General features: G+C 70.9%; 7 protein-coding genes. All 7 read right to left on the bottom strand.

Features of this window, described 5'->3' with window-relative positions; genetic code table 11:
- Positions 1-163: 163 nt before the first annotated feature.
- Positions 164-994: an NlpC/P60 family protein gene (locus tag Q0R13_RS19470; protein WP_293907063.1), complete on the bottom strand. Its 831-nt coding sequence runs from the start codon at positions 992-994 to the stop codon at positions 164-166.
- Complete coding sequence (locus Q0R13_RS19465) at positions 991-2,379, bottom strand: M17 family metallopeptidase (protein WP_293907061.1); 1,389 nt, start codon at positions 2,377-2,379, stop codon at positions 991-993. The genes Q0R13_RS19470 and Q0R13_RS19465 overlap by 4 nt, the downstream gene beginning before the upstream one ends.
- A gap of 60 nt (positions 2,380-2,439) precedes the next feature.
- Positions 2,440-2,955 carry a prepilin peptidase gene (locus tag Q0R13_RS19460; RefSeq protein ID WP_293907059.1) on the bottom strand — a complete coding sequence of 172 codons (516 nt, stop codon included), beginning with the start codon at positions 2,953-2,955 and terminating at the stop codon, positions 2,440-2,442.
- A gap of 117 nt (positions 2,956-3,072) precedes the next feature.
- A complete protein-coding gene (locus tag Q0R13_RS19455) occupies positions 3,073-3,252 on the bottom strand; it encodes a Flp family type IVb pilin (RefSeq protein WP_293907057.1) in 180 nt (59 codons plus the stop codon).
- 75 nt (positions 3,253-3,327) lie between these two features.
- Positions 3,328-3,507: a Flp family type IVb pilin gene (locus Q0R13_RS19450; protein WP_293907055.1), complete on the bottom strand. Its 180-nt coding sequence runs from the start codon at positions 3,505-3,507 to the stop codon at positions 3,328-3,330.
- A 224-nt stretch (positions 3,508-3,731) separates the two neighbouring features.
- Positions 3,732-5,171, bottom strand: a complete 1,440-nt coding sequence (locus tag Q0R13_RS19445; protein ID WP_293907053.1) for an MFS transporter — start codon at positions 5,169-5,171, stop codon at positions 3,732-3,734.
- A gap of 279 nt (positions 5,172-5,450) precedes the next feature.
- The gene (locus Q0R13_RS19440) at positions 5,451-6,635 is read right to left on the bottom strand and encodes an alanine--glyoxylate aminotransferase family protein (protein WP_293907051.1); all 1,185 of its coding nucleotides are present in this window, start codon (positions 6,633-6,635) and stop codon (positions 5,451-5,453) included.
- Positions 6,636-6,658: the final 23 nt, after the last annotated feature.

Here is a 6,658-nt window from a genome sequence, read left to right as displayed (position 1 = left end):
CGGCGCGGCGGCGGCCCCGGCGGCCGGCGCGGCGGCCGCGGCAGGGGCTGCGGCTCCGCCCGCAGGCGCTCCGGCTCCCGCGGCGGCTGCGACTCCGCCGAAGACGTAGCACCGGCATCCGCCAGTCCGCCTGTCCCCGCCTGGGCGGGGATAGGCGGATGAATTAGACGCGCCGGTAGGCGGTGGGCTTGGACCCGGACGCGGCGATGCGTTCGATCGCCTCGCTGAGCGGCTCGATGGCGGTGGCCATGTGGTGGCCGTTGGCGTGGACGATACGGCCGTCGCCAAGGCCGATGGCCACGTGGCCCTTCCAGAACACCAGGTCGCCGCGGCCGAAGTCGGCAGCCTCGATAGCGGTCCCCAGCACTTCCTGCTGGTCGGCGTCGCGCGGGCAGGCGCGGCCGCAGGCGAACAGGGCTTGCTGCACCAGGCCGGAGCAGTCGACGCCCAGGCTCTCGCGGCCCCCCCAGAGATAGGGCGCGCCCAGGAACCGCTCGGCCACCGCCGCCCAGTCGTCTTCGGACGTGCCGATGGGGGCCAGGTGCGCGGCGGTCATCCAGCCGGCGCCGGTGACCTTGGCCAGGTGGCCCTCGACGGCCTCCACGGCCACCAGGCTGTTGATCGAATAGGGACCCCGGGCGCGCGACTTGATGCTGGCTTCGGCGAAGGCATAGGTGCGGATCGCGGCCACGCGATGGGTCGGCAGCGGACCGGCCGGCTGCATGGCGGCGGCCTCGACGAAGCCCACGTAGCCGTCGCGGGCGGCCTGGCCGAACAGCCACGCGCCCTCTTCCTCCAGCACCTCGAAGCGCTCGCCGAACAGCATCTGGTCCATCTGTTCGCCGTTGGCGTCGGGGGCTGACCGGATCGCGGCGGCGGCGGCCCCACAGCTCATGGCCTTGGGGTCGAGATAGACTTCGGCTTCCAGCACGCCTTCCAGGCTGCGCGCGGCGATGCCGTCACGCCAGGGGGTGATGCGGGGATCATGCTTCATGCGAAACGCTCGCGGATCATGCGGTAGAGGCCGCGGATCGCCTGGGCCTCGCCGCCACCGGGGAATCCGGGGCGGGCGCGAGGGTTCCAGGCGTAAATGTCCAGATGCACCCACGGTCCCTTCGGCGCGAACCGCTGCAGGAACAGCGCCGCGGTGACCGAGCCCGCCTGGGCCCAGCCGTCGGGGTCGTTCTTGATCTCGGCCACGTCGCTGTCGAGGGCGTCGGCATAGGGCTTCCAGAGCGGCAGTCGCCACAGCGGATCGGATTCCGCCTTGGCCGCGGCGACAATTTGCGCAGCCAATCCCTCATCATCCGTAAAGAACGGCGGCAGCTGTGGCCCGAGCGCGACGCGCGCCGCGCCGGTCAGGGTGGCCAGGTCGATGGTCAGGGCCGGCTCCAGCTCGCCCGCCCGGGTCAGGGCGTCGGCCAGGATCAGGCGGCCCTCGGCGTCGGTGTTGCCGACCTCGATGGAGATCCCGGCCCGCGAGGCCAGCACGTCGCCCGGCCGCATGGCGTCGCCGGAGATGGCGTTCTCGACCACCGGGGTCAGCACCGCCAGGCGTACGGGCAGGTTCGCGGCCATGATCATCCGGCCCAGCGCCAGGGCGTGGGCGGCGCCGCCCATGTCCTTCTTCATCAGCCGCATGCCGGCCGAGGGCTTGATGTCCAGGCCACCGGTGTCGAACACCACGCCCTTGCCGACGATGCAGACCAGCGGCCTGTCGGCCTCGCCCCCCGGGGGACTCCAGGTGATCTCGATCATCCGCGGCGCGCGCGACGGATCGGCGGCGCGGCCGACGGCGTGGACGGCGGGGTAGTTGGCCGCGAGCAGGCTCTCGCCCTCGATCACCGTGATCCGCGCGCCGTGGTGCTCGGCGATCTCGCGGGCGATGGTCTCGATCTGCAGGGGCCCCATGTCGTTCGCCGGGGTGTTGACCATGTCGCGGGCCAGCGCGCAGGCGTGGGCCACCTGGCGGACCTCGGCGACGTCGCAGCCCTCCGCCACCAAGCGAGGCGGCTCGCCGGCGTGCGGCTTGTAACGGTCGAACCGGTAGCTCCCCAGGGCGAAGGCCAGGGCGGCCTGGTCGGCGGAGATGGCTTCGGGCCTGGTAGCGATCCGGTAGACCCCGGCGGGCAGCTTGGCGGGCAGGGCGCGGAACGGAGCCGCCTCCGTCCCGTCGCCCAGGCCCAGCAGCACCCGGTCGACGGCGCCGTCCGCGCCAGGGACCAGCAGGACCTGGCCGGCCTTGCCCTTGAACTCGGCGGTGCGCGCGAGACCGGCCGCGAAGGCGTCGGTCTCGAGCGCACGGGCGGTCTCGATATCGGTCAGCGCCTGGACCGGCGTCACGGCCCCCTCCCAGGCGTCGAGGATCACTTCGGACATGGCAGCCTCACGCTCAGGAGCGGGAGCTCTCCTGTCGCCCATGTGCGCGGCGGCCGCAACCTAGAGCGCCAGGGCCGCGGCGAACGGCGAGGCGGGCAGCGCCGCCAGGGCGCCGGCGGCGATGGCGACGCCGTAGGGCACGCCCTCGCCGGGTTCGGCGAGCCGGACCATCCACGACGGACCCAGCAGCACCATCGGCCGCACCGCCGCCGAGCGCAGGGTCAGCAGCAGGATCGCCAGCACCCCCCCGGCCAGGGCCGCGGCGAACAGGAAGGTCGGGATCGCCGGCCAGCCTAGCCAGAGCGCCGCGGCGGCCAGCAGCTTGGCGTCGCCGCCGCCCACCCAGCGCAGGGCGAACATGACCACCCCGGCGGCCAGGGCGATGGCGCCGACGCCGGCGTTCAGGCCGATGGTGGGCAGGGACACGCCCGCCGCCAGGGCCGCGAACGGAAACACCACCGCCAACGCCAGCGGGATCCAGTTGGGGATCATGAACGACAGCGCATCCTGGCCCGCCGCGATCAGGACCAGGACTGGGAAGGCGAGCGCGAGCAAGGCGACGAACAGCGGGGGCATGCGAACCTCTCGCCGCCCATCCTGGGCCCGATCGGTGAACGGAGCGTTGCCGTCAGGCTTTCAGGCGAAAAGGCCCCCGGCGTCTCCGCCAGAGGCCTCGTCTTAGGGCGGCCTGCCCTAAACGCCGGTCGCGGCGCCGACGTCGGTGCTGATCTTCGTGTAGGCGGCGCTGAGGCTGGCGCCGGCGGCTTGCAGGGAGCCCAGGAGGACGACGGCGATCAGGGTGGCGATCAGGCCATATTCGATGGCGGTGGCGCCGGACCGGTCCTTCATGAAGCGGGTCACGAACTTCGGCACGGTCTGGTCTCCGGTCGCGACCCGCCAACCCGGCCCCGGCGTCGCCGCCGGGGCCGGGCCGTCAGGTTCGGATCATCAGACGCCGGTGGCGGCGCTGACGGAGGTGCTGATCTTGGTGAAGGCGCCGCCGAGGCTGGTGCCCACGGCTTGCAGGGCGCCGACCAGCACGACGGCGATCAGGGCGGCGATCAGGCCATATTCGATGGCGGTCGCGCCGGAGTCATCCTTCAGAAAGCGGGTCACGAACTTCGACATTGTTTCTTCTCCAGATTTTGGCGGCCCGGCGTTGGGGGGGGCCTAGAAGGGGCGTTCCGCCGGATCGCTCCTAAGAACACCAGCAATGTCGCCCAGCGCGCTTAATCTTCAGTAAATATGGAGAAGACTACTCGGAATATTCTATGGTTTAACAGTATTCATCATTGATATCCGTAAACCATGCCACGGCAGAGTTTCGAATTGTCGTTTGAAATCAAAGCGCCTCAGTCGCTCGATGTCTCGCCGCGACCGCCGCCCCGGACGAAGAAGAGTCCCGCCAGGCCCAGGCCCAACAACAGGATGATGGTCGCGAAGCCACCCTGCTGCGTCTTGGTCACGCCCGTCCCGAAGTTGACCAGGGTCGGCGCCAGCCAGGCCGTGGCAACGCCCGACAGCGCAAAGACCCCGAAGAAGGCGCCGGTCTGGCTGGGCGGGGTCAGGCGGGTCAGCGCGGTGCGCGCCGAGGCGTACTGGCCGGTGATGAAGATGGCGTTGGTGAAGCCGAGCAGCAAGAACACCAGATTGGGCAGCGTGGTGAACACCGGCCCGTTCCACAGCGGCGCATGGGCCGAGGGGTCATAGGCCCAGAGATAGAGGATGCGGTCGGGCCGCATGCCCAGGATCGCCCCTAGGCTCAGCATGGTCATGAAGATCTCGATCTTCAGCGCGTTCTTCGGCCCCACGCGCTCGTCCAGCCAGCGACCGACGAACCCGCCGAACACCGCCACGATCGACAACACGATGCCCTGGGTCAGCAACTCCAGCGGCCCCCACTTCATCACCCCCGCCGCCAGCACGCCGGAGAAGAATAGCACGCCGTTCATGCCGTCCACGAACAGCATCCGCGAGCCCAGGTAGATCACCGCGTCGCGATAGCGCCCCACGGTCTTGAGCATCCCCCAGAGGTCCTTGGCCCCATCGGCGAAGGCCCGCGGGATCGAGACCCCAGAGCGCGGCGCATCGGGTGTGAACAGGAACAGCGGGATCGACCCGAGCACCAGCGCGATCGCCGACAGGATGGCCACTACCCGCTCCGGCTCGTGGGTCGCGGGGTTCAGCCCGAACAGCGGCGCGGCCGGCACGAAGCTCCAGGCCACCTTGCCCGGCAGGGCGAAGGCCCAGGCGGTGAAGGCCAGCGCCACCACCGAGGCGGCGTTGCCCAGGCTGAGCGCCAGGCCCGAGGCCTTGTGCGCGGCGCCGAGGCCCGCCGCCCGCACCAGCAGCGAATTGTGCAGCACCTCCGAGTAGGCGAACAGCACGTTGACCAGCATCGCGATCGACATGGTGGCGATGATCGACAGTCCCGAGAGGTCCGGCTTGGCCAGCCACAGGCTCGCGATCAGCGGGACCATCCCGGTCACCACCAGGGCCAGCCACCCTTTGCGCGGCCCCAGCTTGTCGACGGAGGCGCCCAGGAACGGCGCCGTCGCCATGACGATCCAGCCAGCATACTGCTGGAACTGGGCGATCAGCCCCTGACCCCTGACCGGGTCGCCGACCATAGTGGCCGAGACGTAGGGCATGAAGATGTAGATCGTCATCAGGATGACGTAGGGGTCGCGCCCGCCCTCGAAGATCGACCACGCCACCGCCCCGCGACTGAGCTTCCCGTCCCCCCCAATCTCGGCTTCCATCGGGACGTCGGCGGCGGGTTCCGTGGTCAAGCGCATATCCCCTCGCCGCTCTCGCAAGGCGGCTCGGCGCGCACCGTAGCCATCGCGCCGGGCCTGTACAGCCTCCTCTCCCCCGAGCGCCGCCGGCGCGAAGAGAGGGAGAGGGTAGGGAGAGGGCCGGCGCAGGATTGTGAGCGCCACTCTGTCGGCAGCGATGATCTCTTCACGGCGCCGCTGAGGGCCCTCGGTCCACCGGAAACGCGAGCCGACAGGCCCAGCCGGCCCTCCCCTGCCCTCTCCCTCTCTTCGCTACGCTCGGGGTAGAGGAGGTTAGACCAACGCCCCATCCACCGCGGCCAGGGCGTCGCTCGCCGAGGCCGTCACCCCCTGCGCCGCCAGCGCCTCGCAGAGCGCGGTCAGGCACAGGCGCACGTGCCAGGGGGTGGCCGAGGCGCCCATCAGGCCGATCCGCCAGACCTTGCCCTTGAGCGGCCCCAGGCCGGCGCCGATCTCCAGGTCCCAGGTGTTCAGCACGTGGGTGCGCACCGCCGCCTCGTCGACCCCGTCCGGGATCAGCACGGTGTTGAGCTGCGGCAGTCGCCACTTGGGGTCGACCAGCAGTTCCAGGCCGGCCGCCTCCAGCCCCGCGGCCAGCGCCTCGTGCATTCGGGCGTGGCGAACGGTGGCCGCCTGCAGCCCCTCCTCGAACAGCACGACCAGGGATTCATGCAGTCCGTACAACGCGTTGATCGGCGCGGTGTGGTGATAGGTCCGGCCGCCGCCCCCACGTCCATCCGGGCCGCCCCAGTAGGCCATGATCAGGTTGAAATCCAACAGCCAGTTGCGGACCTTTTCCTTGCGGCCCGCGATCGCCGCCTGGGCTCGTTTGCCGATCGCGATGGGGGCCAGGCCGGGCGGGGCCGAGAGGCATTTCTGGGTCCCCGAATAGAGGATGTCGGCGTCCCAGGCGGCGGCGTCGACGGCGATCCCGCCCAGCGAGGTCACGCAGTCCACCACCGACAACGCGCCATGCTTGCGCGCCAGGCCGCAGAGCGTGGCGGCGTCGCTGCGAACGCCCGTCGAGGTCTCGGCATGGACGAAGGCCAGCACCTTGGTCGGCGCCTCGGCCAGGGCCGCCTCGACCTTGGCCGGGTCCACCGGCTGGCCCCACGCATGGTCGACGGTGACGACCGTGGCGCCCGCGCGGCCGGCCATGTCGGCCATCCGCCCGCCGAACGCGCCGTTCACCGCCACCACCGCCCGGTCGCCCGGCTCCAGCAGGTTCATCATCGCGGCTTCCATCCCCGCGGTGCCGGGCGCCGGCAGCGGGATGCAGGCATGGTCGGGGGCGTTGAACAGCCGCTGCAGGGCCGCCTTGATATCCTCCATCAGCGCCTGGAATGCCGGGTCCAGGTGGCCGATGGTCGGGCGCGCCAGGGCGGCCAGCACGCGGGGGCTGACGTCGGAGGGACCCGGGCCCATGAGGACCCGGTGGGGCGGCGTGAAAGACTGCATGGGGACTCCGATATCGCGCGGCG

This window comes from Phenylobacterium sp. (assembly GCF_025351295.1).
Taxonomy (GTDB): domain Bacteria; phylum Pseudomonadota; class Alphaproteobacteria; order Caulobacterales; family Caulobacteraceae; genus Phenylobacterium.
Note: the sequence above shows the minus strand (reverse complement) of the source record. Positions and strands in the feature narration are given on the sequence as shown.

Excerpts from the sequence above, each read along its gene's own strand:
- Q0R13_RS19470 (WP_293907063.1), bottom strand. The coding sequence starts at position 994 with ATGAAGCATGATCCCCGCATCACCCCCTGGCGTGACGGCATCGCCGCG.
- Q0R13_RS19465 (WP_293907061.1), bottom strand. The coding sequence starts at position 2,379 with ATGTCCGAAGTGATCCTCGACGCCTGGGAGGGGGCCGTGACGCCGGTC.
- Q0R13_RS19460 (WP_293907059.1), bottom strand. The coding sequence starts at position 2,955 with ATGCCCCCGCTGTTCGTCGCCTTGCTCGCGCTCGCCTTCCCAGTCCTG.
- Q0R13_RS19450 (WP_293907055.1), bottom strand. The coding sequence starts at position 3,507 with ATGTCGAAGTTCGTGACCCGCTTTCTGAAGGATGACTCCGGCGCGACC.
- Q0R13_RS19440 (WP_293907051.1), bottom strand. The coding sequence starts at position 6,635 with ATGCAGTCTTTCACGCCGCCCCACCGGGTCCTCATGGGCCCGGGTCCC.